The organism is Methylobacterium sp. FW102-HT35C08, from assembly GCF_058790235.1.
On record NZ_JBYTCL010000002.1, the window covers coordinates 4,751,924 to 4,776,014 of the forward strand.

The 24,091-nt window shown below is 71.0% G+C and carries 21 protein-coding genes; 12 read left to right on the top strand and 9 right to left on the bottom strand.

Annotated features, from left to right (window positions below; all coding sequences use genetic code 11):
• Positions 1-48: 48 nt before the first annotated feature.
• The 6 genes from AC3WSN_RS22510 to AC3WSN_RS22535 all read right to left on the bottom strand — a co-directional run bounded on the left by AC3WSN_RS22510 (position 49) and on the right by AC3WSN_RS22535 (position 7,437).
• Positions 49-1,065 (bottom strand): ABC transporter ATP-binding protein, encoded by a 1,017-nt coding sequence (locus tag AC3WSN_RS22510; RefSeq protein ID WP_192710641.1) that lies wholly within the window; start codon positions 1,063-1,065, stop codon positions 49-51.
• Positions 1,062-2,075, bottom strand: a complete 1,014-nt coding sequence (locus AC3WSN_RS22515) for an ABC transporter ATP-binding protein (protein ID WP_192710640.1) — start codon at positions 2,073-2,075, stop codon at positions 1,062-1,064. The genes AC3WSN_RS22510 and AC3WSN_RS22515 overlap by 4 nt, the downstream gene beginning before the upstream one ends.
• A gap of 13 nt (positions 2,076-2,088) precedes the next feature.
• Positions 2,089-3,063, bottom strand: a complete 975-nt coding sequence (locus AC3WSN_RS22520; protein ID WP_492540994.1) for an ABC transporter permease — start codon at positions 3,061-3,063, stop codon at positions 2,089-2,091.
• Positions 3,060-4,001 (bottom strand): ABC transporter permease, encoded by a 942-nt coding sequence (locus tag AC3WSN_RS22525; RefSeq protein WP_091782462.1) that lies wholly within the window; start codon positions 3,999-4,001, stop codon positions 3,060-3,062. Before AC3WSN_RS22525 ends, AC3WSN_RS22520 begins: the two co-directional genes overlap by 4 nt.
• A 15-nt stretch (positions 4,002-4,016) precedes the next feature.
• Positions 4,017-5,603 (bottom strand): ABC transporter substrate-binding protein, encoded by a 1,587-nt coding sequence (locus AC3WSN_RS22530; RefSeq protein WP_492540996.1) that lies wholly within the window; start codon positions 5,601-5,603, stop codon positions 4,017-4,019.
• Positions 5,604-6,159: 556 nt separating this feature from the next.
• On the bottom strand, positions 6,160-7,437 hold the full coding sequence (locus AC3WSN_RS22535) for a polyhydroxyalkanoate depolymerase (RefSeq protein ID WP_192710637.1): 1,278 nt from the start codon (positions 7,435-7,437) through the stop codon (positions 6,160-6,162).
• Between the two features lie 273 nt (positions 7,438-7,710).
• Here AC3WSN_RS22535 and AC3WSN_RS22540 point away from each other — a divergent pair, with 273 nt between their 5' ends.
• The 5 genes from AC3WSN_RS22540 (at position 7,711) to purQ (ending at position 11,190) form a co-directional block, all read left to right on the top strand.
• The gene (locus AC3WSN_RS22540) at positions 7,711-9,102 is read left to right on the top strand and encodes an ActS/PrrB/RegB family redox-sensitive histidine kinase (RefSeq protein WP_192710636.1); all 1,392 of its coding nucleotides are present in this window, start codon (positions 7,711-7,713) and stop codon (positions 9,100-9,102) included.
• Positions 9,103-9,148: 46 nt separating this feature from the next.
• Positions 9,149-9,748, top strand: a complete 600-nt coding sequence (locus AC3WSN_RS22545) for an ActR/PrrA/RegA family redox response regulator transcription factor (protein ID WP_373622147.1) — start codon at positions 9,149-9,151, stop codon at positions 9,746-9,748.
• A 105-nt stretch (positions 9,749-9,853) separates the two neighbouring features.
• On the top strand, positions 9,854-10,099 hold the full coding sequence (locus AC3WSN_RS22550) for a hypothetical protein (protein ID WP_492543210.1): 246 nt from the start codon (positions 9,854-9,856) through the stop codon (positions 10,097-10,099).
• Between the two features lie 171 nt (positions 10,100-10,270).
• Positions 10,271-10,510: a phosphoribosylformylglycinamidine synthase subunit PurS gene (gene purS, locus AC3WSN_RS22555; RefSeq protein ID WP_192710634.1), complete on the top strand. Its 240-nt coding sequence runs from the start codon at positions 10,271-10,273 to the stop codon at positions 10,508-10,510.
• Positions 10,510-11,190 (top strand): phosphoribosylformylglycinamidine synthase subunit PurQ, encoded by a 681-nt coding sequence (purQ, locus tag AC3WSN_RS22560; RefSeq protein WP_492541000.1) that lies wholly within the window; start codon positions 10,510-10,512, stop codon positions 11,188-11,190. The genes purS and purQ overlap by 1 nt, the downstream gene beginning before the upstream one ends.
• Positions 11,191-11,458: 268 nt before the next feature.
• Here the strand turns inward: purQ and AC3WSN_RS22565 are convergent, their stop codons facing one another.
• Positions 11,459-12,361 carry a YihY/virulence factor BrkB family protein gene (locus AC3WSN_RS22565; RefSeq protein ID WP_192710632.1) on the bottom strand — a complete coding sequence of 301 codons (903 nt, stop codon included), beginning with the start codon at positions 12,359-12,361 and terminating at the stop codon, positions 11,459-11,461.
• Between the two features lie 232 nt (positions 12,362-12,593).
• Here AC3WSN_RS22565 and AC3WSN_RS22570 point away from each other — a divergent pair, with 232 nt between their 5' ends.
• The 5 genes from AC3WSN_RS22570 (at position 12,594) to AC3WSN_RS22590 (ending at position 20,026) form a co-directional block, all read left to right on the top strand.
• On the top strand, positions 12,594-13,484 hold the full coding sequence (locus AC3WSN_RS22570) for a DMT family transporter (protein WP_492541002.1): 891 nt from the start codon (positions 12,594-12,596) through the stop codon (positions 13,482-13,484).
• A gap of 98 nt (positions 13,485-13,582) precedes the next feature.
• The gene (locus AC3WSN_RS22575) at positions 13,583-15,133 is read left to right on the top strand and encodes an FAD-dependent oxidoreductase (RefSeq protein WP_492541004.1); all 1,551 of its coding nucleotides are present in this window, start codon (positions 13,583-13,585) and stop codon (positions 15,131-15,133) included.
• Between the two features lie 186 nt (positions 15,134-15,319).
• Positions 15,320-15,526 (top strand): hypothetical protein, encoded by a 207-nt coding sequence (locus tag AC3WSN_RS22580; protein ID WP_192710629.1) that lies wholly within the window; start codon positions 15,320-15,322, stop codon positions 15,524-15,526.
• A 227-nt stretch (positions 15,527-15,753) separates the two neighbouring features.
• Positions 15,754-17,436, top strand: coding sequence for an acyl-CoA dehydrogenase family protein (locus AC3WSN_RS22585; protein ID WP_492541006.1), 1,683 nt, complete (start codon positions 15,754-15,756; stop codon positions 17,434-17,436).
• A 136-nt stretch (positions 17,437-17,572) separates the two neighbouring features.
• Complete coding sequence (locus AC3WSN_RS22590; protein WP_492543212.1) at positions 17,573-20,026, top strand: putative bifunctional diguanylate cyclase/phosphodiesterase; 2,454 nt, start codon at positions 17,573-17,575, stop codon at positions 20,024-20,026.
• A 28-nt stretch (positions 20,027-20,054) separates the two neighbouring features.
• On the opposite strand, the gene AC3WSN_RS22595 is transcribed toward AC3WSN_RS22590, so the two are convergent.
• Complete coding sequence (locus AC3WSN_RS22595) at positions 20,055-20,231, bottom strand: hypothetical protein (protein WP_192710627.1); 177 nt, start codon at positions 20,229-20,231, stop codon at positions 20,055-20,057.
• 379 nt (positions 20,232-20,610) lie between these two features.
• Positions 20,611-21,876 carry a glycosyltransferase family 4 protein gene (locus tag AC3WSN_RS22600; RefSeq protein ID WP_492541008.1) on the bottom strand — a complete coding sequence of 422 codons (1,266 nt, stop codon included), beginning with the start codon at positions 21,874-21,876 and terminating at the stop codon, positions 20,611-20,613.
• A gap of 112 nt (positions 21,877-21,988) precedes the next feature.
• On the opposite strand from AC3WSN_RS22600, the gene AC3WSN_RS22605 reads away from it, so the two are divergent.
• Together AC3WSN_RS22605 and AC3WSN_RS22610 are read left to right on the top strand one after the other, a co-directional pair.
• On the top strand, positions 21,989-23,248 hold the full coding sequence (locus AC3WSN_RS22605) for a glycosyltransferase (protein WP_492541010.1): 1,260 nt from the start codon (positions 21,989-21,991) through the stop codon (positions 23,246-23,248).
• Positions 23,249-23,579: 331 nt separating this feature from the next.
• Positions 23,580-23,936 carry a phasin gene (locus AC3WSN_RS22610; RefSeq protein WP_192710624.1) on the top strand — a complete coding sequence of 119 codons (357 nt, stop codon included), beginning with the start codon at positions 23,580-23,582 and terminating at the stop codon, positions 23,934-23,936.
• The last annotated feature ends 155 nt before the right edge of the window (positions 23,937-24,091 follow it).

Below are 24,091 nucleotides of genomic sequence, written 5' to 3' on the forward strand. Positions count from 1 at the left end.
GCTGCCCTGGGTCGCTTCGCTGCGCTCGCGATGACGGCACAGGCTCCGTCAGGCTGCCCGGGCGGGGGCGGCCACGTCGTTGAGGTGGCAGGCGGCGAAGTGGCCGGCGCCGACCGGGTCGAGGCCCGGCACCTCGGTCCGGCAGCGGTCGAAGGCGTGCGGGCAGCGGGTGTGGAAGCGGCAGCCCGACGGCGGGTTGATCGGGCTCGGCACGTCGCCCTTGAGCACGATCCGGGTGCGTCCGGCCCCGGGCTCGGGGATCGGCACCGCCGAGAGCAGGGCCTGGGTGTAGGGGTGCTTGGGCGCCAGGAACAGGTCGCGGCGCGGGCCGATCTCGACGATCTTGCCGAGATACATCACGGCCACGCGGTGGGTCATGTGCTCGACGATGGCGAGGTCGTGCGAGATGAACAGCATCGCGAGGTCGAGCTCGCGCTGCAGGTCGCGCAGCAGGTTGACGATCTGCGCCTTCACCGAGACGTCGAGGGCCGAGACCGCCTCGTCGCAGATGATCAGGTCCGGCTCGGCGGCGAGCGCCCGGGCGATGCCGATCCGCTGGCGCTGGCCGCCCGAGAACTCGTGCGGGTACCGGCCGAGCGCCTCGCGCGGCAGGCCGACCCGCTCCATCAGGCTGGCGAGCCGGCTCTCCAGGTCGGCGGCGTTGTGGGCCAGCCCGAAATTGCGGATCGGCTCGGCCAGGATCGCCCGGACCCGCATTCGCGGGTTCAGCGACGAGAACGGATCCTGGAACACCATCTGGATGTGGCGCCGCAGGGGCCGGAGCGTTCCGGCCGAGAGGTCGTCGATGCGCCGCCCGTCGAGCACCACCTGTCCGGCGGTGGGCGCGTAGAGGCGCATCAGCGCCTTGGCGACGGTGGACTTGCCGCAGCCGGATTCGCCGACGAGCGACAGGGTCTCGCCGCGGGCCACCGTGAAGGACAGGCCGTCGACCGCCTTCAGCACGCGCTTGGACTGGCCGAACAGGCCTCCGCCGAGGGCGAAGTGCTTCTTGAGGTCGTTGACCTCCAGCAGGGTGCGACCGGCGGGTGCGGGCGTGGCGCTCATGCCGCGAGGGCGTCCTTCGGCGCGTAGTGGCAGGCGGCGAGATGGCCCGGCGCCTTCGGCTCCAGGGCCGGCGCGTAGGCGCGGCACAGGTCGGTGACGTCCGGGCAGCGGCCGGCGAAGACGCAGCCCTCGATCCGGCCTTTCAGGCTCGGCACCATGCCGGGGATCTCGGCGAGCCGCGCATCGGCGCCGTGCTCGACGGCGCCGAGCTTCGGCACCGCCCCCATCAGGCCGCGGGTGTAGGGGTGGCGCGGTGACCGGAACAGGTCGCGGACCGGCGCCTCCTCGACCTTGCGGCCGGCATACATCACCACCACCCGGTCGGCGACCTCGGCGACCACGCCGAGATCGTGGGTGATCAGCATGATCGCGGCCCCCACCCGGGCCTTCAGGTCGCGCATCAGGTCGAGGATCTGGGCCTGGATGGTCACGTCGAGCGCCGTGGTCGGCTCGTCGGCGATGAGGAGCTTCGGCGAGCAGGCGAGCGCGATGGCGATCATCACCCGCTGGCGCATGCCGCCGGAGAGCTGGTGCGGGTATTCCCGCACCCGCCGCCGCGGCTCGGGGATGCCCACCAGCGTCAGCATCTCCACGGCCCGCTCCTCGGCCTCGCGCCGGCCGAGCCCCTGGTGCAGCCGCAGGGTCTCGCCGATCTGGCGGCCGACCGTCAGCACCGGGTTCAGCGAGGTCATCGGCTCCTGGAAGATCACGCTGATGTCGTTGCCGCGGATCTTGCGCATGGCGCTGTTCGGCAGGTCGAGGAGGTTTTTTCCTTCGAACTTGATCGCGCCGGCGATGCGGGCCGGCGGCTCGGGCAGGAGCCGCAGGATCGACATCGAGGTCACCGACTTGCCGCAGCCGGACTCGCCCACGATCGCCAGGGTCTCGCCCGACTGGATCGCGAACGAGACCCCGTCCACCGCCCGGTTCACCCCGTCGGGGGTGCTGAAATGGACCTGCAGGTTCTCGATCGACAGGAGGGGGGTGCCGCTCATGCTGCCGGTCCTCATCACACGTGCGGTCTCAGACATCTTTGGCCATGCGGGGATCGAGGGCGTCGCGCAGGCCGTCGCCGACGAGGTTCACGGCGAGCACCGTCATCGAGAGGAAGATGGCCGGGAACAGGATGATGTAGAACTTCACCTGCCAGAGGGCCCGGCCCTCGGCCATGATGTTGCCCCAGGACGGCGTCGAGGGCGGCACGCCCGCGCCGATGAACGACAGGATCGCCTCGGTGATCATCGCGGAGGCGCAGATGTAGGTCGCCTGCACGGTCATGGGCGCCAGGGTGTTGGGCAGGATGTGGCGCCAGATGATCGCCGGCATCCGGGTACCGGTGGTCACCGCCGCCTCGACGTAGGGCTGTTCGCGGAGCGACAGGACCACGCCGCGCACGAGGCGGGCGACGCGCGGGATCTCCGCGATGGTGATGGCGATGATCACGTTCTGGATCGAGCCGCGGGTGAGCGCCATCAGCGCGACCGCCAGCAGGATCGGCGGGATCGACATCATGCCGTCGACGACCCGCATGACGATCCCGTCGAGCCAGCGCACCATGCCGGAGACGAGCCCGACCGCAAGGCCGGCGATCGAGGCGAGGAACGCCACCGAGAAGCCGACCAGCAGCGAGACCCGGGCGCCGTAGACCACCCGCGAGTAGACGTCGCGGCCGAGCATGTCGGTGCCGAACCAGTATTGCGCGGACGGCACCCGGGTGCGCTTGGCCGGCGCCAGGGCGGTCGGATCGACGGTGCCGAGCCACGGCGCCAGCACGGCCATCAGGAACACGATGAGGAGCAGCACGCCGCCGACCACGATGGTCGGGTTTCGGCGGACATAGGTCCAGACCCGGCCTCGGCGTTTGCGCACCGGGATGACGTCCGGCAGCGGCGCCGCGACCGCGAGACCCGGGGGCGGCGGTGCCTTCGGGGCGGCCTCTGCGGGCGGGAGGCCCGTGGGCCGGGCGCTGTCGGGATAGGGCGCGGCGGTCGCGGTCAATAGCGGATCCTCGGGTCGAGCAAGGTGTAGGACAGGTCGATGGCGAGGTTCACGAGCACGTAGACGAAGCTGAACAGCAGCACGACGCCCTGGATGACCGGGTAATCGCGCCGGAGGATCGCATCGACCGTGAGACGGCCGAGACCGGGGATCGCGAACACCGTCTCGGTCACGACGGCGCCGCCGATCAGCAACGCAATGCCGATGCCGATCACGGTGACGATCGGCACCGCGGCGTTCTTCAGGGCATGGATGAACAGGACCGGCCCCTGCGACAGCCCCTTGGCCCGGGCGGTGCGCACGTAATCCTGCTGCAGCACGTCGAGCATGGTCGCCCGGGTGACCCGGGCGATCAGCGCGATGTAGACGAGGCCGAGCGTCACGGCCGGCAGGATCAGGTTCGACAGCCAGGGCCAGAACCCCTGCTCGATCGGCGTGTAGCCCTGCACGGGCAGCCAGCCGAGTTCGAGGGCGAACACGTAGGCCAGCACGTAGCCGACCACGAAGACCGGCACCGAGAAGCCCATCACGGCGAGCCCCATCACGAGGCGGTCGATCAGGCTGCCGGCCTTCCAGGCGGCGACGACGCCGAGCGGCACCGCCACCACGATGGCGAAGACCAGGGTGACGAGCATCAGCGAGACGGTGGGCTGCACCCGCTGGCCGATCATGGTGGTGACCGGCAGGTTGGTGAAGATCGAGGTGCCGAGATCCCCGTGCAGGATCTGCCAGGACCACTCCCAGAACCGCACCAGGAACGGCCGGTCGAGGCCGAGCGTGGCGCGGATGCGGGCGACGTCGTCGGGCGTCGCCTGGTCGCCCGCGATGATCGCCGCCGGGTCGCCGGGGGCGAAGTAGAGGAGGCTGAAGACGAACAGCCCGACCACCGCCATGACCGGGATGGTGGCGAGGATGCGCCTGCCGATATAGCCGAGCATGGGGCGCCTCCGGTCCTAAGCCTTCGACACGCCCCAGGTGAAGGGGATCGGCCCCTTCACGATGCCGGAGACGTTCTTCCGCCACGCCTGGTAGCCGAGGAAGAACCCGGTCGGGACGTAGACCACGCCCTCGACGGCGGCGGCGTTGACCTTGTCGATGGCGGCCTTCTCGGCGGCCGGGTCGGCGGCGTCGAACCACTCGGCGATGGCGGTCTCGACCGGCGGGATGTTCGGCCAGCCGAACCACGCCTTGTCGCCGCTGGCGCGCACCGCCGGATAGCCCGCCGGGTTGATGGTGTCGGCGCCCGCGTGCCAGGTGTGGAACATGTTCCAGCCGCCCTGGGACGGCGGCGCCTTGGAGGTCCGCCGGGTCCCGGTGGTGCCCCAGTCGGTGGCGATGAAGTCGACGTTGAAGCCCATCTGCTTCAGGAGGTCGGCGGTGATGTCGCCCTGCGCCTTGGTGATCCCCTGGTCCTGCGCCACGACGCAGACCACCGGCTCGCCCTTGTAGCCGGCTTCCTTGAGCAGCTTCTTGCCGAGCGCGATGTCGCCCTTGCCGACATTGGCGCCGCCGGCCTCGCTGTAGAGCGGCGTTCCCGGCGTGAAGAAGCCCGGCAGCTTCTTCCACAGGCTGTCGTCGTCGCCGACGATCGCCCGCATGTAATCCTCCTGGCTCATTGCGGTCATGACCGCCTGCCGGATCTTCGGGTTGTCGAAGGGCGGGTGCAGGTGGTTCATCCGGAACGACCCGACATTGCCCAGCGGGTCGGCGATGTCGACGTTGAGGTTGGCGTTCTTGCGCAGCAGCGGCACGAGGTCGGAGATCGGGTTCTCCCACCAGTCGACCTCGCCGTTCTGCAGGGCCGCCGACGCGGTGGCGGCGTCCGGCATGATCACCCACTCGACCCGGTCGACCAGCATGCGCTTGCCGCCCGCGAGCCAGGAATTCGGCTCGTCGCGGGGCTTGTAGTCGGCGAAGGTCTCGAACACCGCCCGGGCGCCCGGCACCCACTCGTTGCGGACGAACTTCATCGGGCCGGAGCCGACATATTCGGTGATCTGCGTGAACGGGTCGGTCTTGGCGATCCGCTCCGGCATCATCAGCGCCATCGGGGCGTTGGTCTTGCCGAGCGCGTAGAGAAGCTTCGGGAACGGCTTCTTCAGGCGCCAGCGGAAGGTCCGGTCGTCGGTCGCCGCCAGCTCGTCCTGGATGCCCCGGATCATCTGGCCGATCGGATCCCGGGCCATCCAGCGGGTGAGGCTCGCCACCACGTCCTTGGCCAGCACCGGCTCGCCGTCGTGCCACTTGAGGCCGGGGCGCAGCCGGAAGGTCCAGGTCAGCTTGTCGCCCGAGACCTCCTCGGATTCGACCATCTGGCGCTGCGGGTTCAGCTGGTCATCGACGCCGTACAGCATGTCCCAGACGAGGGTGCCGGCGTTGCGCACCACGTACTGCGTGCCCCAGATCGGATCGAAATTGGCGAGGTTGGCCTGGGGGACGAAGCGCAGCACCTTGGCGCCCTGGGCGAGCGCCGGGCGTGCGATCTGCGGTGCGGCCAGCCCGAGCGCGGCCGAGCCCTTCAGGAACGTCCTGCGGTCCATCGTCTTCTCCCTGGCGGTGCGGGTCTCAAGCACTGATCGCCGGCCCACACCTTGTGGGCGAGTTTGAACGGTTCTGACGCGGGGGCGCAATGGCCCGGCGTGACAACGGGGCCCGGGCACGCGCCGGCCCGGCCGCCGACCGCGCAGCGGCGACAGGATGGGCGTCGGTGGTCTCGGTGCGGATCGGGCTCACGGACAGCGTCTCGCAAGCCCCGCGCCAGCCAGGCCGGGAGTGCGTTATGTATTCAAATTGGCGGGGGATTTGTCCGGGCACGGATGAGGGCCCGGCGCCTGCGCGGTTGCAGCCCCGATCCCGTCCGTTCACGGGTCCGACGGCGCGGAACGGTCTCCGGCCCGGGACGGGAAACGCGCGGTCCGGCTCCCGGAGCACGCCGACCGAAACCGCTCCGCCCGTCATCCCGGGGCCGCGCAGCGGAGCCCGGGATCCAGAACCGCCGACGTGCCGGATCCTGTCACCGACAGGGCGTCTGCATTGCCCGCCTCCGGATCCGGGCTCGCCTGCGGCGCCCCGGAATGGCGGTGCGGATCGGGCGCCTCAGCCGACCTGGCGCAGATGCCCGCCGCGCGCGCCGGGCACCGCCTGCATGGCGCGGATGAAGGCCGCGATACGCGGGGCGATCACCGCGCGGTAGCGGGAGCCGTTGAACACGCCGTAATGGCCGACGCCGGCCTGGAGGTGGTAGGCCTTGCGCGCCTCGGGCAGGTTCGGCGTCAGGTCGAGGGCCGCCTTGGTCTGGCCGACGCCGGAGATGTCGTCGTTCTCGCCCTCGACCGCGAGGATCGCGCAGCGGCGGATCGCCCCGAGATCGACCGGCACGCCGCGATGCCGCATCTGCCCCTTCGGCAGGGCGTGATCGACGAACACGGTCTGGACGGTCTGGAGATAGTACTCGGCGGTGAGGTCCATCACCGCGAGATACTCGTCGTAGAACTCCCGGTGCTTCTCGGCCGAGTCGCCGTCGCCCGTCACCAGATGGTCGAACATGTCCGAATGGGCGGTGACGTGGCGGTCGAGGTTCATCGCCATGAAGCCCGACAGCTGCAGGAAGCCCGGATAGACCTGGCGCCAGGCCCCCGGATAGATCGGCGGCACGAGGCTGATCGTGTTCTTCTCGAACCACGCCTGCCCGCGCTCCTGCGCGAGGCAGTTCACCGCGGTGGGCGAGCGGCGCGTGTCGATCGGGCCGCCCATCAGGGTCATCGAGACCGGCACGGCGGGCTCGTCGGCCGCCTCCATCAGCGCCACCGCGGCGAAGACCGGCACCGCCGGCTGGCACACGGCCATGACGTGCAGGTCCGGCCCGAGGACCGCGAACATCTCCTGCAGGTAGTCGATGTAATCGTCGAGATCGAACCGGCCGGCGACGACCGGCACCATCCGGGCGTCGGTCCAGTCGGTGATGAACACCCGGTGGTTCGGCAGCATCGCCTCCACGGTGCCGCGCAGCAGCGTCGCGTAATGCCCCGACATCGGCGCGACGATCAGCAACTTCGGCTGCGGCTCGGCCGGGGCGGCCGGGAAGGCGCGGTCGAAGGCGATCAGGCGGCAGAACGGCCGCTCCCAGACCACCCGCTCGGTGACCGGAACCGCCGCGCCGTCCACGACCGTCTCGGTGAATCCGAAGGCGGGCTTGCCGTACTGGCGGGTGACGCGCTCGAACATCTCGCAGCCGGCGCTGACCGCGCGGGCATAGGGTCCGTAGGCCAGGGGATTGCCGGGCATCTGCAGCCCGTAGCGCGTGAGGTCCGCGGCGACCCGGGCCGGCGCCATCAGGGCGCGGGCACCCTCGTACATCGAGTAGGCCAGGAGCATCGTTACCTCGCGGTCTCGGGCCCGGCCGCCGGCGTCCAGCCTTGCGGCTCGGAAGGCGGGAACCCGGATCGTCAGGATAATGTTCCAGCCTGAACGATTATGGAACATCCTTGAGCCGGGCGGACTTGCCCGTCACGACGTCAGCCCGCGACAATTCGGCCGGCCCGCCATGCTGGGACGGATTGCCGGACTCCCCGCTTCCGCGCCATGCGGTAGGACTCCGCGCGCCAGCCGCACCGGAACCGCCGGTCCGGCGCCGCACCGAAACAGCGCATGCCCGACACCGACCTCAGCGGCCTCGGCCGCGACGCCCGACACCTGCGGCTCGACACCTTCGTCCGCCTCCGCTGGCTCGCCATCACCGGCCAGAGCGCGGCGGTCGTGGGGGCGCAGTTCGGCCTCGGCCTGCCGCTGCCGTTCGGCTGGTGCTTCCTGGTGATCGCCGCCTCGTCCTGGCTGAACCTCGCCCTGCGGATCCGCTTCCCGGCGAGCTACCGGCTCAGCGACGATTCCGCGGCGCTGCTGCTGGCCTTCGACATCGTCCAGCTCGCGGCCCTGCTGTTCCTCACCGGCGGCCTGCAGAACCCGTTCTCGCTGCTGTTCCTCGCCCCGGTGCTGATTTCCGCGACCGCCCTGCCGCCGGAGCGGACGCTGGCGCTCGGCCTGCTGGCGGTGGGACTCGCGACCCTGCTGGCCCTGGTCCACCGGCCCCTGCCCTGGTTCGCGGATGGGCGGATCGAGCTGCCGTTCCTCTACGTCTCCGGCGTCTGGACCGCGATCCTGCTCGGCACCGCCTTCACGGGCGTCTACGCGTGGCGCGTGGCCGAGGAGACCCGGCTCCTCGCCCAGGCGCTGGCCGCCACCGAGCTGGTGCTGGCCCGCGAGCAGCACCTATCGCAGCTCGACGGACTGGCGGCCGCGGCTGCCCACGAATTGGGCACGCCGCTGGGCACCATCATGGTGGTGACCAAGGAGCTGATCCGCCAGCTCGGGCCCACCGCCTCCCCGGCGGTCGCGGAGGACCTGAATCTCCTGCGCGAGCAGGTCGACCGCTGCCGTGGCATCCTCGGCAAGCTCACCTCCCTCGACGGGGACGGGGCCGGCGCCGGCTTCCTGGAGACGGTCACGTTCAGCCACCTCGTGGAGGAGCTGGTCGCCCCGCAGCGGGCGCTCGGCGCCGGGCTCGACGTCAGCAGCGCCGGCGACGGCCCGGAGCCGGCCTGCCGCCGCAACCCCGGCGTGATGTTCGGCCTCGCCAACATCCTCGACAACGCCGTCGATTTCGCCGAGGCCCGGGTCTCCGTGGAGGGGCGCTGGTCGGCCGAGCGGGTCTGGATCGAGATCCGCGACGACGGGCCGGGCTTCTCCAGCGAGGTGCTGCTGCGGGCGGGCGAGCCCTACGTGACGACCCGCAGCCACGACCGGCCGCAATCCGGCGAGACCGTGGGCGCGGGGCTCGGCCTCGGACTGTTCATCGCCAAGACCCTGATCGAGCGCTCGGGCGCCCAGCTTGCCCTGATGAACGTCGCGGCGCCGGACGCGCACGGGGCGGTCGTGCGGGTCTCCTGGGCCCGCCACATCTTCGAGCGCGGAGCGGTGCCGCGGCATTCTCCGGAACTCAATATCCGCCCCCCCCTGCCACCGCGCGATGTCGTCCCTATATGAGGGACAGACCAAGAACCCGACGACGAAAACTCGAAAGGAGTGCCGGATGCTTACGCAGCCCGGGACCTCGGTGGCGACCGACGCTGCCGTGATCAACGATGCCGATCCGCTGGCCGCCTTCTCCGACCGCAGCCTGCTGATCGTCGACGACGACAAGCCCTTCTCGACGCGCCTCGCCCGCGCGATGGAGAGCCGCGGCTACCACGTGCAGGTGGCCGACAGCGTCGCCGACGGCGTCTCGGCCGTTGAGGCGCGGGCTCCGGCCTTCGCGGTGATCGACATGCGCCTCGGCGACGGCAACGGCCTCGACGTGATCGCCCGCCTCAAGGAGCGCCGCCCGGAAGCGCGCGGCGTGATCCTGACCGGCTACGGCAACATCGCCACCGCGGTGACCGCCGTGAAGCTCGGCGCCTTCGACTACCTCGCCAAGCCCGCGGACGCGGACGAGATCCACGGCACGCTGATGGCGCAGCCGGGCGAGCGGGCCGACCCGCCCGAGAACCCGATGTCGGCGGACCGGGTGCGGTGGGAGCATATCCAGCGCGTCTACGAGCTGTGCAGCCGCAACGTCAGCGAGACCGCCCGGCGCCTGAACATGCACCGGCGGACGCTGCAGCGGATCCTGGCCAAACGCGCGCCGCGCTGAGCGACGTTTCGCACACTCGGTTGCGTCGGCCGGCCTGTGTGGGCTAGCTGCACGGGTCTCGGGCGGTTCCGTCCGGGACCCGGACTGTTTTTGAGGGCGGATTTCGTGAACGGGCGCAACGCCATCACCATCGTGAGCATGATGGTCCTCGTGGGCACCGAGGTGTTCGCCGTGGCGATCGCGGCTGGCTGGGCCGTCGCCGGCATCTTCGATCTCGGCGACCGGGTCGGCCACGTCCTGATGGGAATCTTCAGCCTGTTCGCGGCCTGGATCATGGTCCAGCTGTGGCGCCGGGCGACCAGCATCGAGCCGCTGAGAAGCGGTGCGGCGGCGCCGCGTCGAACGGCGTGAAGCCGTTAGGAACACGCAGCTTCAACCTGCAATTGAGAGACTAACCCCTCCCATGCGCCTGACGCGTTCGACAGTTCGGGGTGGTTCCTGCTAGATACGACCCGCGGCCCGGTGCGTAACGATGCCGCAGGTCACACTCTTGTCCCGGCTACGCGTGAGACCCGTCGATCCATGAAAGCCCGTATCATCGTCACCCTGAAGACCGGTGTGCTGGACCCGCAGGGTAAGGCGATCGAGGCCGCCCTCAAGTCCCTCGCCATCGAGGGCGTCGACGGCGTACGGCAGGGCAAGGTCTTCGACATCGAGGTGTCGGCCGCCGACAGCGCCGCCGCCGAGGCGACCCTGCGCACGGCCTGCGAGAAGCTCCTGGCCAACACCGTCGTCGAGAACTACGCGATCGAGATCCTTTGATGCACGCCGCGGTTGTCGTCTTCCCTGGTTCCAACCGCGAGACGGACGTCGTCCGGGCCCTGCGCCGGTCGGGGGCTCAGGTCAGCCTGGTCTGGCACGCGGACCACGAACTCCCGGCCGGCACCGACTTGGCCGTTCTGCCGGGCGGTTTCTCGTACGGCGATTACCTGCGCTGCGGCGCCATCGCCGGCCGGGCGGCCGCGATGGATGCCGTCCGGGCCCACGCGGCGCGCGGCGGTCTCGTGCTCGGCATCTGCAACGGCTTCCAGATCCTGTGCGAATCGGGCCTGCTGCCGGGCGTGCTGATGCGCAACGTCAACCGGCGCTTCATCTGCCACCGGCAGACCCTTCGGGTCGAGCGCGCGGACACCCGCTTCACCAGCGCCTATCGGCAGGGTCAGGTCATCGACGTCTGCGTCGCCCACGGCGAGGGCAACTACTTCGCCGATCCCGAGACGCTGGCGCGGATCGAGGGCGAGGGCCGCGTGGCGTTCCGGTACTGCGACGCGGACGGGACCATCACCGTGGAGGCGAACCGCAACGGCTCGCTCAACGCGATCGCGGGCGTGTTCTCCGAGAACCGCAACGTCCTCGGCATGATGCCCCATCCGGAAAACTTCGTCGAAGGCCTGATCGGCGGGACCGATGGGCGCGGCCTGTTCGACAGTCTGGCCGCGTAGAAGCGGCATCGAAAACTAATATTAACTGATCATTAAGGTTTTCGAGGCATGAAGAGGCATCCAGAGATCTGGATGTCGAGTTGGACATCTCGTCCGCTCTGTTTGATGCCTCCCTGAAGACTCCTCGAAGCCGCTCCCTCCGGGGCGGCTTTTTTCTGTGCCGTGCCGCACGAGCGGGTTCGCCGTGGAACCGGCGGCGCTGCCCGAATCCCGGGCGGACGGTCCGTCTCCCGTGTGCTCCAGAGCATCCAGGCCGGCCCGGCGATCCTCAGGTGTTCGAGGCGGTCCAGCGGCCCTCCATCTCGGCCCGGCGCGCCAGCATCTTCGCCTGCAGGCGGCTGCGGCGGGCGGCGATGACCGTGCCGTTGATCTCGCCGCCGAACAGGAACATGGCGGCGAGCCAGTAGAGGAACACCAGGAACACCATCGCGGTGGCCAGCCCCCCGTAGGTCGACGCGTAGGCGTTGGAGAACCGGTCGAGGTAGTAGCCGAAGCCGAGGCCCGCGAAGAACCACAGGACCAGGGTCACGCCGATCCCCGGCAGAACCGACAGGATCGAGCGCCGCCCAGCCGCGACGAATTTGTGGGCGATCACCAGGATCACCGCGAGCAGCAGGGCCGTGACGCCGATCCGCCCGATCGCCACGGCGAGTCCCAGCGGCTCAAGCCCCGGCGCCACCAGGACGATGCTGCGCCAGATCAGGGGACCCAGCACCACGAGCAGCGCGAAGGCCAGCATGGCGAAGGCGCCGCAGATCACGTAGCCGATCGATTCGAGCCGGGTCAGCCACCAGGGCCGGCTCTCCCGCAGGCCGTAGGCGCGGTTCAGCCCGACCCGCAGGCTCTCGACCCCGGAGGACGAGAAGTACAGGGCGAACAGCGCGCCGAGCGTCAGCACGCCGCTGCGCTGCTCGGTGAGCACCCGGTGCACCTCGCCGACGATCGGCTTGGCGATCTCCCGGGGCCACGCGTCGAAGATCAGCACCCCGGCCTCGTCGGCGAGCGACTGCGTGCCGAACAGGCCGGCGAGCGCCGCGAGCAGGATCAGGAACGGGAACAGCGAGGTCAGGGTCGAGAGGGCGATGTGGCTCGCGATCGCCCAGCCGTCGTGGGCGACGAAGCGCTGCGCGGCGAGGCCCGCGACCTGGGATCCACTGCGGAGAGGGTTCACGGGCGTTCAACGATCCTCAGGCGCACGATGCTCGAGCGCACAATCCTTGGGCGGAGCGGCCCGCCGATGAACGGCGCCGGGGCCCGCCCGTCAACGCCGCCGGCCCGATCCGGTCCCGAACGCCGTCCGGTGACGCGCCCGCGCCACGCCGGACGCGCGCGGGCGCAGTGCGGGGGCCAGACGGCCGAATCGGCGTTGCGATTCACCGGCCGGATACCGCTTAGATCGCGCCATGCTGACTCCCGCACGACCGTCGCGCCTCGCGGCCGGCGCCCTCCCGGCCCTGTTCGTCCCGATCTGGGCGACCGGCTTCATCTCGGCGCGGGCCGTGGTGCCGCACGCCGACCCCTTCGCGTTCACCGCGGTCCGTTTCACCGCCGTCGCGCTGATCCTGGCCGGGATCGCGGCGGCGTCCCGGGTCCGGTGGCCGGCCGACCGGGCCGGCTGGCGCGATCCGGTGATCGCGGGCTTCCTGATGCAGGGCGTCTACCTGTCGAGCACCTTCTGGGCGGTGAGCCACGGGCTGCCGGCCGGGATCGCGGCGCTCGTCGGCAGCCTGCAGCCGCTGCTCACCGCCCTCCTGGCGCAGCCGCTGCTGGGCGAGCGCGTCAGCGGCCGCCGGGCGCTGGGCATCCTGATGGGCTTTGCCGGCGCCGGCCTCGTACTCGCCCCGAAGCTCGGCGCCACGGACCCGTCCGGGATCCCGCCGCGGGCGCTGGCGGTCAGCTTCCTGGCGGTGCTGGCCCTGACCTTCGGCACCCTCTGGCAGAAGCGGACCGGCGGCCGGGGCGACCTGCTCGCCGGCGCGACGCTCCAGTTCGTCGGCGGCATGGCCTGCGCGATCCCCCTGGCGCTGGCCTTCGGCAGCGCCGCGATCGATCCCGTGCCGACCCTGTGGCTCGGCCTCGCCTGGGCGGTCCTGATCAACTCGGTGGCGGGGATCCTGCTGCTGCTGGCGCTGATCCGGCGCGGCGCGGTGGCGGGGGTGGCCGCGCTGTTCTTCCTGGTGCCGCCGGTGGCGGCGATCCTCGGCTACCTGTTGTTCGGCGAGGTGCTGACCCCCGTGCAGGGCGCCGGGATGGCGCTCGCCGCCCTGGGCGTCGCGGTCGCCAGCCGCGGATGAGGGGCCGGGCCTGCGACGGAAGGCCCGGAAACCCTTCGCGGTCTCGCGGTTTGGTGCGCGGGCCACGACGGCCCGGGCCGGCACCGAGCGAGGCGCGGATGGATCAGGACAAGCCCCGCGAGATCCGTCTCGCCCTCGACGCGATCCCCCTCGGCGGCAAGGCCGAGGGCAAGGCCGGCGACGACGCGGTGCTGTTCGTGCGCGACGCCGACGGGGTGCGCGCCTTCCAGGCGAAATGCCCGCATCTCGGGGCCCCCCTCGCCAAGGGCGAGATCTGCGGCGGCCGGCTCTACTGCCCGTGGCACAAGGCGGCCTTCGCGGTCGCCGACGGCAGCCTGGAGGAACCGCCGGCGCTGGAGGCGCTCACCCGCTATCCGGTCCGGATCGAGGGCGGCGAGGCGGTGGCGGTGCTGACCCCGGAATCCGCCCCGGCCAGGCGCGCCGAGACGCCCGTCGCCCATGTCCTGATCGTCGGCACCGGCGCGGCGGCGGTCGCCTGCGTCACGACCCTGCGCCGGGAGGGCTATGCCGGCACGATCACCATGGTCGGCCGCGAGGCCCATCCGCCCTACGACCGGACCAAGCTGTCCAAGCAGTTCCTGGCCAAGCCCACGCCCGCGGAGAAGACCCTGCTGGAGCCGGATTTCGCCGCCGCCCACCGGGTCGAGCGGATCGAGGCCGAGGCGACCCGGATCGATCCCGTCGCCCGCAGCGTCACCCTGGCGGACGGGCGGGTGCTCACCGGCGACGCCCTGCTGATCGCCACCGGCAGCCGCGCCGTCGTGCCGGACTTCGCCGGCCGGGACCTCGACGGCGTGATGACCCTGCGCAGCCTCGACGACGCCGTGCGGCTCAGCGCGGCGGCCGAGCACGCCCGGCGCGTGGTGGTGATCGGCGCGGGTTTCATCGGCCTGGAGGCCGCGGCCTTCCTGACCAAGCGCGGCCTGTCGGTGACGATCCTGTCCCGGGAGGAGATCCCCTTCGCCAAGCGCTTCGGCAAGGCCGTCGGCGCGGCCCTGAAGCGCTACCATGCCGGCAACGGCGTGACCTTCGTCACGGGCAGCGTCGCGCGCATCAGGGGCACCGGCTCCGTCGAGGCGGTCGAGACCGAGGCCGGGGCGCGGCTAACGGCCGACATCGTGCTGATCGGCGCCGGCGCCGCGCCGGAGACCGGGATCGTCGCCGGGGTGGAGCCCGATGAGCACGGCGGCCTGCCGGTCGGCGCCGACCTGAGGCTCGCCGAGGGCGTCTGGGTCGCCGGCGACATCGCGGCCTTCCCGGAGCGCGGCAGCGGGGTCACCGCCCGGATCGAGCACTGGCGGCTGGCGGAGCAGCACGGAACCCACGCGGCCCGGGCGATCCTGGGCGCGACCGACGCGTTCTCCGGTGCGCCGTTCTTCTGGAGCAACCAGGGGGACAAGCGGCTGGATTACGGCGGTTATGCGCCGGATTTCGACCGCATCATCCTGCAGGGTGATCCCAATGCGCTCGACTTCATCGCCTATTACGTCTGTGCGGGACGCGCCGTCGCAGCCTGCAGCATCGGCCGCAACCCGGCCTTCACGGCCTTCCTGCACCTCCTGGGCGAGAACCGGGTGCCGAGCCCGGAGATGATCGAGGCCGGCGCGGATCTTCCGGCGCTGGTGTGACGCGCGCGCTCATCACGCGCGGCGAAGGGACCCAGGGACGCGCCACGCGGGGAGGGGGCGCGACACTGAGTGGCTTTGCGCCGTCAGCAAGGTCGGGGCATCCGGTCCGGTGGAACCAGGCCTGAAGGATCCATCTTTCGGTAGACGCCGCCCGCCGTCCGAAAAGCCGGGCCTCTGGGAGGCATCATGAATTCAATTATCGTCGTCGCCCTGATCTGTGCCGCCTCCGTCCAGGCGCCCGACTGCTCGCGCGACACCGCCATCGACGTGATCACCGGCCCGGCCCACACGCTTCAGGAATGCCTGGTCCAGGGACCGGTCCTGGCGGCCAATGCCGGCTTCAAGGGTGAGGACGGGGCCTACGTGAAGACGCGGTGCGAGCAGAAACGCTGAATCGGGGCCGGCCGGGCTCCTTCAAGGACTTCGCTGCGCATCCGGGCACTCGGATGAGGTCGAGCAGGATCAAGGCGAGACTCGGAGTTTCCAAGTCGAGCACGCCCGCGCCAAGTCGCCGGACATTCAACTTCAGTTCAAGACGCCGCAAACGAAATCTGCTTCGGCCCGGGATCCGAACAGGTTAAAAGACCCGATCCAAGAAGACGCCACGCGAGCAAAAAACCATGTCCGCATCCCCCGCCATCCAGACCGAGCCGCAGGACCTCGTGTCCCTGACCAAGAGCGCCGGCGCGAGCGCCAAGGCGCTGGCCGCCGAGGCCACGCGGCGGGTCCGCACGCGGATCCTCGGGACGGATGGGCGGATCGACGCGGCCAAGCTCGAGAGCCAGCAGCACGCCGCCCACGGGCTTGCCTGGCTCGCAACCTACGCGGAGGCGGTCGCCGAACTCGGCGGCTATGCCGAGCGCCTCCAGGCCGAGGGCCGGTTCGGCGAGACCGAGGCGCTCCTCGTCCGGATCGGCGCTGGCGAATATCTCGACCAGCTCTTCTCCGGCATCCCGATGAGCCAGGGCGAGATGGTCCGCCTCACCGGCTCCCTCGGCCTGTCCGCCAAGGAGGTGGCCCCGTATCGCACCGACGCGGTCGAGACCCTGATCGCCGAGGGCAACACGCCCGAGAACCGCGCCGCCCTGGTGGCGCAGATGCGCGACGGCGGCGGCGCGGCGACTGTCGGCGCCTCGGGCCTCGACGAGGACATGGAGGCGATCCGCTCCGAGATGCGCCGCTTCGGCAAGGCCGAGGTGGTCGATCAGGCGCATGAGTGGCACCTGAAGAATGCCTACATCCCGATGGAGATCGTGACCAAGATGGCCGAGCTCGGCGTCTTCGGCCTGACGATCCCCGAGGAATACGGCGGCATGGGCCTGCCGAAGACCGCCATGTGCGTGGTCTCGGAGGAGCTGTCCCGGGCCTATATCGGCGTCGGCTCGCTGGGCACCCGCTCGGAGATCGCCGCCGAGCTGATCCTGTGCGGCGGCACCGAGGAGCAGAAGCAGCGCTTCCTGCCGAAGATCGCCAGCGGCGACATCCTGCCCACCGCCGTCTTCACCGAGCCGAACACGGGTTCGGATCTGGCGAGCCTGCGCACCAAGGCCGTCAAGGACGGCGACACGTGGAAGATCAGCGGCAACAAGACCTGGATCACCCACCCGGTCCGCGCCGACATCATGACGGTTCTGGTCCGGACCAATCCGGAGGAGAAGGGCCACCGCGGCCTCTCCATGCTGATCGCCGAGAAGCCGCGCGGCACCGACGAGGATCCGTTCCCGGTCCAGGGCCTGTCGGGCGGCGAGATCGAGGTGCTCGGCTACCGCGGCATGAAGGAGTACGAGCTGGCCTTCGAGGGCTTCGAGGTCCCGGCCGCGAACCTCCTGGGCGAGGTCGAGGGCAAGGGCTTCGCCCAGCTGATGCAGACTTTCGAGTCGGCCCGCATCCAGACGGCGGCGCGCGCCATCGGCGTCGCCCAGTCGGCCCTCGACGTCGGCCTGCGCTACGCCGAGGAGCGCGTCCAGTTCGGCAAGGCGCTGGTCAGCTTCCCGCGGGTCGCCGACAAGCTGGCCATGATGGCGGTGGAGATCAACATCGCCCGCCAGCTCACCTACTTCTCGGCCCGCGAGAAGGACGAGGGCAAGCGCTGCGACCTGGAGGCCGGGATGGCCAAGCTGCTCGGCGCCCGCGTCGCCTGGGCGGCGGCCGACAACGCCCTGCAGATTCACGGCGGCAACGGCTTCGCGCTGGAATACCCGGTGAGCCGGATCCTGTGCGACGCCCGCATCCTCTCGATCTTCGAGGGCGCGGCGGAGATTCAGGCCCAGGTGATCGCCCGCAGGCTGCTGGAAGCAGCCTGAATACCAGTATAAATCTGGGGAATAGCGTCGTTCATGGGATTATAAGCCAGCGCATGAACCTCGCTTAAACGAAGTCCCCCGCTTGCTGGCCCCGGTCAACGACTGGGGCGGCTCAGTGAGCGCGCAGCACGCAAATCTGCAGACCGGGAAGAGCCTCCTGCGCCACTGGCAGGAGTGTCGATCGCCGGGAGACCCCCTGCCGTCCTACGAGGCTGTCGTCCTGGGCAGCCTCGGGCGGCTCGCCGACCGGGCCGCCCTTGTGACGACCCGCGACGGCCAGGCCACCGGGATCCTCTGGGCCGGCCAGGATTTCGGCGCCTGGTTGGCGCAGGATCCGGCCGGCTGGCCGGTCGCACCCGTCCCGGTCGAGTCCGTCCCGGTTCACGCCTTCCCGGTCGATCTCCGTCAGCCCATCGACGAGGTCGTGGCGGCCGCCCTCGCCACCGGCGAGCCGGCCCACGGCCGGTGCGACCGCCTCGCCGCCGGCGTCGTCACCTCGACCAGCCTGGTCGGCCTGCCCCTGGGCAACCGCTGGGGCGAGCCCTTCGTGCTGCTCGGGCTCGACGCCGCGAGCGTCCGGACCGAGCTCGTCCAGGCGATGTTCACTGCCACCGACCAGGGCATCCTGGCCCTGAGCACCGTTCGGGATGGCGACGGGCGCCCGGTCGATTTCAAGATCGTCGCCCTCAACGAAGGGGCCGAGCGCCTTCTGGAGCGTCCCGCGTCCGTCCTGCAATGGCAGCGCGTGGGTCACCTGTTCCCGGGGACGATCACCGCCCGGACGATCGCCACGCTGGCCGCCATGGTCGAGCGGGGCGGCCGCGAGGCCTTCGAGCTGAGCCGGCCCCAGTCCGACGGAGGGACCCTGTACCTCAAGGTCGAGGCGGGCTGCGTCGGCGACCTCCTGTCGATCACCATGACGGATGTCGGCGACATCAAGGCCCGGGAGGCCTCGTTCCGGCTCCTGTTCGAGAACAACCCGGTGCCGATGTGGGTCGTGGCCGAGGCGCGCGACCGGTTCCTGGCGGTCAACGACGCGGCCATCGCCCATTATGGCTACAGCCGCGATCAGTTCCTGGCCCGCGCGCCCGCCGATCTGGTCATCGCTCCCGAGGAGGCGCCGGGCCTCGGCCTGCCCGCCACCGGCGCGCTGCACCGCCGCGCCGACGGCTCGGCCATCGAGGTCTCCCTGTTCGAGCGGGCCCTGCCGTTCGGCGGCGAGCAGGCCGTCCTCGAGGCCGCGATCGACATGACCGAGCGCCGCCTGGCGGAGGCGCGGGTCGCCCACATGGCCCACCACGACGCGCTCACCGGCCTGCCGAACCGGGTGCTGTTCCGGGACCGCCTCGGCGAGGCGATCGCGCGCCACGCCCGGAACGGCGAGGAATCGGTGCTGCTCTGCCTCGACCTCGACAAGTTCAAGATCGTGAACGACACGCTCGGCCATCCGGTCGGCGACGCGCTGCTGCGCGAGGCCGCTGAGCGGATCGCCGGATGCCTGAACAAGGACGACCTGGTCGCCCGGCTCGGCGGCGACGAGTTCGCGATCCTCGTGCGCGGGATCGGCCTGCCGGTGCTCGCCGACGGGCTGATCGCGCGCGTCATCGCCGAGCTCGCCCGTCCGTTCCGCCTGGACGGCCAGGATTGCCATATCGGCACCAGCATCGGCGTGGCCTGCCTGCCGCGCGACGGCACCGATCCCGAGACGCTGATGAAGAACGCCGATCTCGCCCTGTATCGGGCGAAGGCGGAGGGCGGCGGCACCTTCCGGTGCTTCGAGCCGGAGATGGATGCCTGGGTCCAGGCGCGGCGGCGGCGCGAGAACGAGCTGCGCGAGGCCCTGGCCCGGGAGCAGTTCTCGCTCGTCTACCAGCCGCTGATGAGCGCGCAGGCCGACCGGATCCTCGCCTTCGAGGCGCTGCTGCGCTGGCACCACCCCGAGCACGGTCCGGTCTCGCCTGCCGAGTTCGTGCCGCTCGCCGAGGAGACGGGCCTGATCGTCCCGATCGGAGCCTGGGTGATGCAGACCGCCTTCGCCGAGGCGGCCGCCTGGCCGGAGGCGATCCGGCTCGCGGTCAACCTCTCCCCGGTTCAGTTCCGCAACCGCAGCCTCGTCGAGACCGTGCGCGACGCGCTCGCGGCCTCCGGGCTCGACCCGCATCGTCTCGAGCTGGAGATCACCGAGTCGGTCCTGCTGGCCGACAGCGCCGCCAATCTCGCGACCCTGCACGCGCTCCGGGCGATGGGGATCCGCATCGCCATGGACGATTTCGGGACCGGCTATTCGAGCCTCAGCTACCTGCGCAGCTTCCCGTTCGACAAGATCAAGCTCGACCGGTCCTTCGTCAGCCAGGTCGGCGAGAACACCCATTGCACGGCGATCGTGCGGGCGGTGGCGAGCCTCGGCACCAGCCTGGGCATCGCCACGACGGCGGAGGGCGTCGAGACCGCCGAGCAGCTTGCGATGCTGCGCGCCGAGGGCTACGACGAGGTCCAGGGCTTCCTGTTCAGTCGTCCGGTCCCGGCGCCCGCGGCGCGGCAGCTGATCGCGCGCGCCGCGGACGGCTCCTTCGGCGGCCGGGCGGCCTGACGCCACCCGACAGGCGCCTGCGGAGCACCTATTTGGTGATCTTCACCGAGACCGGGTCGCTCGACGGGAAGGTCTCCTCCAGGGCGTCGTCCAGACGCTCGTTCAACTTCTCCTGCTTGTTGTCGGGATTCTTCGCGTCGCCCGGCTTGGCGCTGCCCTGCTGGAAGCCCGGCTTGGTCTCGTTCGGCTTGTGGTCCTCGGCCATGTCGGTCGCTCATTGGTGACGGGGGCACGCAAGGGTGCCGGTGCGCATCAACGCGAGGCGCGGCGGGTGTTTCCGATCTTTCCGGGCCGGCGCGTCAATCCGGCCGGCTGGTACGGAAGGGGCATCGGGCGGACCGCTCCGCTGCACATGATCCCCGTCTCATATCGGCGCCGCGCCGCGTCATCCCGGGGCGCCGCAGGCGAGCCCGGACCCGTAGGGGCACGCCGGAGGCGGGCAATCCAGAACCACTGTCGGAGCCAATCATGGGCACCTCGGCGGGTCTGGATCCCGGGCTCCGCTGCGCGGCCCCGGGATGACGGACGGGTGTCATTCGGCGCAGGTTCCGGCTCGGAGCGCGCGATTGTCCGACCCGGACGGTTCAGGCGGTCGCGAGCGGCCGCTCGACCGGGCCGCCGATCGCCGCGCGGGCGGCGGCCCCGCGCAGCACCGCCTCGTAGACGTCTCCGAGACGGTCGAGATGCGCGTCGAGGCTCAGCGGTGCCGCCCAGTAGCGATCGTAGGCGGCCCGGCCCATGCGGGCCGCGAGGGTGTTGTCCGACAGGCGCCGCAGATGGGCAGCGAGCGCGTCCGGATCGCCCGAGCGGAACCAGAACCCGGTCTCGCCGTCGGTGACTGCCTCGCGACCCGCGCAGGCGTCGCTCACGATCACCGGCGTGCCGCAGGCCAGGGCTTCGTAGACGGTGAGCGGCTGGCCCTCGTACCAGACGCTCGGGAAGACCAGGGCGCGGGTTTGCCGCATCAGCGCCTGCACGCCGGCCGCGTCGCGCCAGCCGCGCATCTCCGCTTCGGGATAGCGCGCAGCGAGGTCGGCCCGCTCCGGACCGTCGCCCACGAACACCGCCCGCACCCCCGCCCGCCGGGCCGCCTCGGCAAAGATCGGCGCGCCCTTCTCGGTGGAGATCCGCCCCACGAACAGGAAATCGCCCGGCGCGTCTCCGGGCACCGGCGCCCGCGCCACCGCGATCGGGTTGTCGACCCGGTGGAACACGGTGCCAGGGGGCATCAACGGCCGGACGACGCTCTCCTGGAGGTCGCTGATGGTGACGACGTGGGAAAACAGCTCCGGCAGCCGGGCCACATGGCTAAGCCCGACATGGCGGATCATCCGGGCAACCTTGCGCGGATAGCTGCGCGCGTCGCAATTCGCCCCGATGCAGGCGGCCGACATCGGGGTCCGGTGGCAGATCCGCTGCTCCGGATAGGCGTAGAAGCCGCCGGTGGGGCAGACCAGGAAGAACTCGTGCATCGTGTAGAGGCAGGGCAGGCCCGAGGCCCGCAGCGCCGTGCCGATCGACGGCGACAGCGCCTTGGCGAAGGCGTGGACGTGCACCACGGTGTCGCGGGGATCGCAGGCGGCGAGTTCCCGCGCGAGGGCGCGGCGCGCCGCCCCGTTCCAGATCGCCTGGGCCGCGAAGGCCAGCTTGCTGCGCGCCGTGGTGACGTCGTCCTGCTCCAGGCAGACCACCCGGATGCCGGCGGGCTCCAGGCGCGGATCCACCGGGCCGACGGCCGCGAACAGGCTGACCCGGACGCCGCGGGCGGCGAGCCCCAGGGCGGATTCGATCGCCACCTTGGCCTGGCCGCCGTTGATCGCGGCGTGATCTGCGACGAGGACGACGTGCACGTCAGGAACTCCGCCGCTCCGATCCGGGATCGAAGTCTGTAACCCGCCGCGGTTGATCGCCCGTAAACCGGTTTCCGCCATCGTCCCGGCCGCTGATGTCGAGACGATCTCCATGCACGTCGTGATCCTGGCCGAATTCGCGGCCGCCAGCGGCGGGGCCGAGAAGGTCGCTCTGGAATCGGCCCGCGGCCTCGCCGAGGCCGGTCTGGCGGTCAGCTTCATCCAGGCCATCGCGGGTCCGGTGGATCCGCTCCTCGACCACCCCGGCATCCGGCGGATCGTCCTCGGCCTGCCGGATATCTGGTCCGTCGGTGGCGTCAGGGCGGCGGCGGCGGGGATCTGGCACGCGGACGCGGCGCGCCGGCTCGCCGCGGCGATCGACGGCCTCCCGACGCGGCCGGACTGCATCCACCTGCACCAATGGACCCGCACCCTGTCGCCCGCGATCTTCCCGGTCCTGTCCGGTGCCGGCGCGCCGCTGGTCGTCACCCTGCACGACTACGCCCTGGCCTGCCCGAACGGCGTCTACTACCGGTTCGACCGGGCCGAGCCCTGCGGCCTCGCGCCCCTGTCGGCCGCCTGCCTCGCGGCCCCCTGTGACCCGCGCAGCCCCGCCCACAAACTCGTGCGCGTCGCCCGGGCCGCGGCGCTGCGGCAGGTGATCCGGCGGCGCCCGCTCCATGTCGTCCATGTCTGCGACGCCAGCCGACGGCGGCTCGGAGACCTGCTCGGCGGCTACGCCGTCACGCACCACCGGGTCGACAATCCCGTCCGGGTCGCGGACGGGCCGCCGGCCGAGCCGGGGCGCGGCGACGCCGTGGCGTATGTCGGCCGCCTGACCCGCGAGAAGGGCGCCGACCTCGTGGCCGACGCCGCCCGTGCCGCCGGCCTGCCCGCCCTGTTCATCGGCACCGGCCCCCTGGAGGCGGAGCTGCGCGCCCGGGACGGGGTCACGGTCATCGGCTGGCAGAGCCCCGATCGGGTCTGGGAGATCCTGCGGTCCCGCGCCCGGGCGCTGGCCGCGCCGTCGCGCTGGTATGAGACCGGGCCGCTCACCGTCTACGAGGCGTTGGCGGCCGGGATCCCGGTGGTCGCCTCCGACCGGTCCGGTGCCGCCGAGAAGGTCCGGCACGGTCGGACCGGCTTCGTGGTCGCCCCGGAGGTCGGGCCGCTGGCGGCGGCCTTCACGGCCCTGCGGGACGATGCCCTGGCCGCCGCCCTCGGGGCGGAGGCTTACAGGATGTCTCGCTCTGCGCCGAGCGGTCTGGAAGCCCACGCGACGGCCCTCCGGGCGCTCTACGCCGCGCTGCCGGTCCCTACGCCTGGTGCAATGCAGCATCGGGACCGGCCGGCTGTCTCGCCTCGGTCTTGAGGCAGACCGAGACTACTGGCATGCCAGTAGTCTTCACGATCCGTTCGCGCCCCTCTGGACAGCGGGATAGTTTTTTGTAATGCGGCTCTCCTCAGGGATCAGCAATCGATACCGCGTATCGGAATGGCAGAGCTTGATCGCCTGCTGCTGTCGCGGCCGAGCCACGGGCTGATGACTTCCGAGATCAGCGATTCGGCATTTTATCGGCTCTTGCCGGGCCCGAAGCGCCCCCGGAACATGCACTTGACTTCTTGTTGCAGTGCAACATATAGAGGCGCGTCACCGCGGACGCATCCGGCGTCCCGCTCCAAAAATCAGGCTGGAGACATCGATGCAGACCCCGAACTTCGAGATCCCGACCGAGATGCGCGACTTCGCCGAGAAGAGCGTCGATCAGGCCCGGAACGCCGTCGGCACCATGATGGCCAACGCCGTCAAGGCGGCCGAGCAGGTCCAGGCTTCGGGCCAGACCTTCCAGTCGACCCTCAGCGCCGCGGTCGTGAAGGGCTTCGATCACGCCCAGACCAACGCCAACGCGACCTTCGACTTCGCCCAGAAGCTCGTGCGCACGAAGGATCTCCGCGAGGCGTTCGAGCTGCAGTCCGAGTTCGTCCGCAGCCAGTTCGCCGCCCTCCAGGCTCAGGCCAAGGATTACGGCGCCCTCGCCCAGAACGCCGTCGCCCGCTGAGGCCGGCCTTTCCGTCCCCGATCCTGGCGGTCGGGGACGCATTCCGGGATCCGGGCGGTCGAGTGCGCCGGCCGGATCCCACGATCGGACGCCTGGGCACCACGGGTCCGGCGCCGACACCGCGGGCGGGCCGGCCGCGCATCACCTCCGGCCAC

Coding starts and splice junctions, on each gene's coding strand:
- AC3WSN_RS22535 (WP_192710637.1), bottom strand. CDS start 7,437: ATGCTCCTGGCCTACTCGATGTACGAGGGTGCCCGCGCCCTGATGGCG.
- AC3WSN_RS22580 (WP_192710629.1), top strand. CDS start 15,320: ATGAATTCAATTATCGTCGTCGCCCTGATCTGTGCCGCCTCCGTCCAG.
- AC3WSN_RS22595 (WP_192710627.1), bottom strand. CDS start 20,231: ATGGCCGAGGACCACAAGCCGAACGAGACCAAGCCGGGCTTCCAGCAG.
- AC3WSN_RS22515 (WP_192710640.1), bottom strand. CDS start 2,075: ATGAGGACCGGCAGCATGAGCGGCACCCCCCTCCTGTCGATCGAGAAC.
- AC3WSN_RS22610 (WP_192710624.1), top strand. CDS start 23,580: ATGCAGACCCCGAACTTCGAGATCCCGACCGAGATGCGCGACTTCGCC.
- AC3WSN_RS22585 (WP_492541006.1), top strand. CDS start 15,754: ATGTCCGCATCCCCCGCCATCCAGACCGAGCCGCAGGACCTCGTGTCC.
- AC3WSN_RS22525 (WP_091782462.1), bottom strand. CDS start 4,001: ATGCTCGGCTATATCGGCAGGCGCATCCTCGCCACCATCCCGGTCATG.
- AC3WSN_RS22570 (WP_492541002.1), top strand. CDS start 12,594: ATGCTGACTCCCGCACGACCGTCGCGCCTCGCGGCCGGCGCCCTCCCG.
- purQ (WP_492541000.1), top strand. CDS start 10,510: ATGCACGCCGCGGTTGTCGTCTTCCCTGGTTCCAACCGCGAGACGGAC.
- purS (WP_192710634.1), top strand. CDS start 10,271: ATGAAAGCCCGTATCATCGTCACCCTGAAGACCGGTGTGCTGGACCCG.
- AC3WSN_RS22530 (WP_492540996.1), bottom strand. CDS start 5,603: ATGGACCGCAGGACGTTCCTGAAGGGCTCGGCCGCGCTCGGGCTGGCC.
- AC3WSN_RS22575 (WP_492541004.1), top strand. CDS start 13,583: ATGGATCAGGACAAGCCCCGCGAGATCCGTCTCGCCCTCGACGCGATC.
- AC3WSN_RS22605 (WP_492541010.1), top strand. CDS start 21,989: ATGCACGTCGTGATCCTGGCCGAATTCGCGGCCGCCAGCGGCGGGGCC.
- AC3WSN_RS22545 (WP_373622147.1), top strand. CDS start 9,149: ATGCTTACGCAGCCCGGGACCTCGGTGGCGACCGACGCTGCCGTGATC.
- AC3WSN_RS22540 (WP_192710636.1), top strand. CDS start 7,711: ATGCCCGACACCGACCTCAGCGGCCTCGGCCGCGACGCCCGACACCTG.
- AC3WSN_RS22510 (WP_192710641.1), bottom strand. CDS start 1,065: ATGAGCGCCACGCCCGCACCCGCCGGTCGCACCCTGCTGGAGGTCAAC.